The sequence below is a fragment of the Micrococcus sp. HMSC31B01 genome, assembly GCF_001816085.1.
In the GTDB taxonomy this organism is placed as follows: domain Bacteria; phylum Actinomycetota; class Actinomycetes; order Actinomycetales; family Micrococcaceae; genus Micrococcus; species Micrococcus luteus.
Genome location: NZ_KV825167.1, coordinates 1 through 2,844, shown reverse-complemented (window position 1 = coordinate 2,844; position 2,844 = coordinate 1). Strand labels below are relative to the sequence as shown.

2 protein-coding genes are annotated in these 2,844 nt (G+C 71.3%); both read right to left on the bottom strand.

The window, feature by feature from the left end:
* Positions 1–50: 50 nt before the first annotated feature.
* On the bottom strand, positions 51–1,055 hold the full coding sequence (locus HMPREF3105_RS07295; RefSeq protein ID WP_036314199.1) for an LLM class flavin-dependent oxidoreductase: 1,005 nt from the start codon (positions 1,053–1,055) through the stop codon (positions 51–53).
* A 153-nt stretch (positions 1,056–1,208) separates the two neighbouring features.
* Positions 1,209–2,633 carry a type I glutamate--ammonia ligase gene (gene glnA, locus HMPREF3105_RS07290; protein WP_036314201.1) on the bottom strand — a complete coding sequence of 475 codons (1,425 nt, stop codon included), beginning with the start codon at positions 2,631–2,633 and terminating at the stop codon, positions 1,209–1,211.
* Positions 2,634–2,844: the final 211 nt, after the last annotated feature.

Below are 2,844 nucleotides of genomic sequence, written 5' to 3'. Positions count from 1 at the left end.
ACCTCGACGGGGTGGCGGGCCGGCCGTGCTCCGGTGTCGCGAGCGCCGGCTCAGGCGCGCACGACGTGCTCCCCGAGCAGCTCCAGGGTGCGTCGCCGCACGCCGGCGTCCTGGGCCGCCGTCGTGATGATCAGCTCGTCCGCCTGGACCCGCGCCGCGAAGTCGTGCAGCCACGCCGCCGTCGTCGGGCCGGTGCCCACGGCCGTGCACTCGAGCATCCCGAGCACCTGCTGACCGGCGGGGGAGTGCAGCAGCATCTCGACCTCGTCGTCGGTGAGGGTGCGGCCCCGGCCGAGCATCATCCGGATGCGCGCCCGCTGCGCGGCCTGCCACTCCCGCTCGGCCACCTCCTCGGTGTCCGCGGCGATCACGTTGGCCGCCGCGATGAAGTGCGGCTCCGCGAGGGCCTCGGAGGGCTCGAAGTGCTCCCGGTACAGGCGCGCCGCATGCTCGAGCATCTGCGGTGCGAAGTGGCTCGCGAACGCGTAGCCCAGGCCGAGCTGCGCGGCCAGCTGGGCGCCGAACGCCGAGGAGCCGAGGATGTACAGCGGGACGTTGGTGCCCTTGCCGGGGTAGGCGTCGATGCCGGGGATCAGGCTCTGGCCGGTGAGGTAGCCCTGCAGCTCGAGCACGTCCTGCGGGAAGCGCTCGGCCGCCGACGGATCCCGGCGCAGCGCCTGCAGCGTCCGCTGGTCGGTGCCGGGGGCGCGACCCAGGCCCAGGTCGATGCGGCCGGGGTGCAGCTCGGCCAGGGTGCCGAACTGCTCGGCGATCACCAGCGGCGAGTGGTTGGGCAGCATGACGCCGCCGGAGCCGAGGCGGATCGAGTCGGTGTGCGCGGCCACGTGCGCGATGAGTACGGCCGTGGCGGAGGAGGCGATGGAGGGCATGTTGTGGTGCTCCGCGTACCAGACGCGCCGGAAGCCGGCGGCCTCGGCGACGCGGGCCTGCTCCACGGATTCGGCGAAGGCTTCGCCCATCGGGGCGCCGTCGCGGACGAGGGCGAGGTCCAGCAGGGACAGCGGCAGGGGGGTGGGGGCGGTGTGCTCGGTCATGGTGCTCCTGGTCTGCGGGCCGCCCGGCCGGGCGGAGGTCTCCACAGATCCAGCGCCCACCGGCCCCGGACTATTCCGCGGCCGGGCACGACGACGGCCGCCCGCCTCCGGCGTGGGAGACGAACGGCCGTCGTCGGGGCCGCGGCGGGCGGATCAGACCGAGTAGTACAGCTCGAACTCGTAGGGGTTCGGGCGCAGGGCCAGCGGGGCGATCTCCATCTCGCGCTTGTACGCGATCCAGGTCTCGATCAGCTCCTCGGTGAACACGTCGCCGGCCAGGAGGAACTCGTGGTCCTCCTCGAGGGCGTTCAGGGCCTCGTCCAGGGTGGCGGGTGCCTTCTGGATGTCGGCGGCCTCCTCGGCCGGCAGCTCGTAGAGGTCCTTGTCGATCGGCTCGGCCGGCTCGATGCGGTTGCGGATGCCGTCCAGGCCGGCCATCAGCTGCGCGGCGAACGCGAGGTACGGGTTGCCCGAGGCGTCCGGGGCGCGGAACTCGATGCGCTTGGCCTTCGGGTTGGAGCCGGTGATCGGGATGCGGATGCCCGCCGAGCGGTTGCCCTGCGAGTAAACCATGTTCACGGGGGCCTCGAAGCCCGGCACCAGGCGGCGGTAGGAGTTCACCGTGGGGTTGGTGAAGGCCAGGACCGCGGAGGCGTGCTTCAGCAGGCCGCCGATGTACCAGCGGGCGGTGTCCGAGAGGTTCGCGTAGCCCTTCTCGTCGAAGAACAGCGGCTCGCCGCCGTTCCACAGGGACTGGTGGCAGTGCATGCCGGAGCCGTTGTCGCCGAAGACGGGCTTGGGCATGAAGGTCGCGGACTTGCCGAACATGTTGGCGACGTTCTTGACGACGTACTTGAACTTCTGCAGGTCGTCCGCCGAGTGGGTCAGCGTGTTGAAGCGGTAGTTGATCTCCGCCTGGCCCGCGGCGCCCACCTCGTGGTGGGAGCGCTCTACCTCGAGGCCGACCTCGGCCAGGACCGAGCAGATCTCGTCGCGCAGGTCGGCCTGCTTGTCCGTGGGGGAGACGGGGAAGTAGCCGCCCTTGAGGCCGGTCTTGTGGCTCAGGTTGCCGCCCTCGTCCTCGCGGGAGGCGTTCCACCAGGCCTCGTCCGAGTCCACGGCGTAGAACGAGCCGCGGGGGGAGGACTCGTAGCGGACGTCCTCGAAGATGAAGAACTCGGCCTCGGGGGCGAAGAACGCCGTGTCGGCGATGCCGGAGGAGCTCAGGTAGGCCTCCGCGCGCTGGGCCACGCCGCGCGGGTCGCGCAGGTAGGGCTCGCCGGTGCGGGGGTTCACGATGGAGAAGTTCATCGTGAGGGTCTTGCGGACCCGGAAGGGGTCCACGAAGGCCGTCGCGACGTCCGGGATGAGCTGCATGTCGGACTCGGCGATGCCGGCGAAGCCCCGGATCGAGGAGCCGTCGAAGAGCTGGCCCGTGACGAAGAAGTCCTCGTCGACGCTCGAGGCGGGCACGTTGAAGTGGTGCTGCATGCCGGGGAGGTCGGTGAAGCGGACGTCGACGAACTCGATCCCCTCATCCTTGATGTACGCGAGGACGTCCGCGGGGGAGGTGAACATGGTGCGCTCCTGTGGTCGTGACGATGGTGGCATGTCCGGCACGGCGGCGCTGGCGTGGCGGGTGTCATCACCCTACTTGCCCGGCGGCCTCCGTGGGCGTCGGTGACGCCCCACGGCGAGCCTCGCGGTTCCGCGCCGGTAGGCTGGGCCGGTGGCACGCAGAGCACCCGACCCCGCGCAAGAGCCCGAACCGACCCGCCGCGACGAGCCG

Bases quoted from the DNA above. Each gene is read 5' to 3' on its own strand.
- glnA (WP_036314201.1), bottom strand. From the start codon at position 2,633: ATGTTCACCTCCCCCGCGGACGTCCTCGCGTACATCAAGGATGAGGGG.
- HMPREF3105_RS07295 (WP_036314199.1), bottom strand. From the start codon at position 1,055: ATGACCGAGCACACCGCCCCCACCCCCCTGCCGCTGTCCCTGCTGGAC.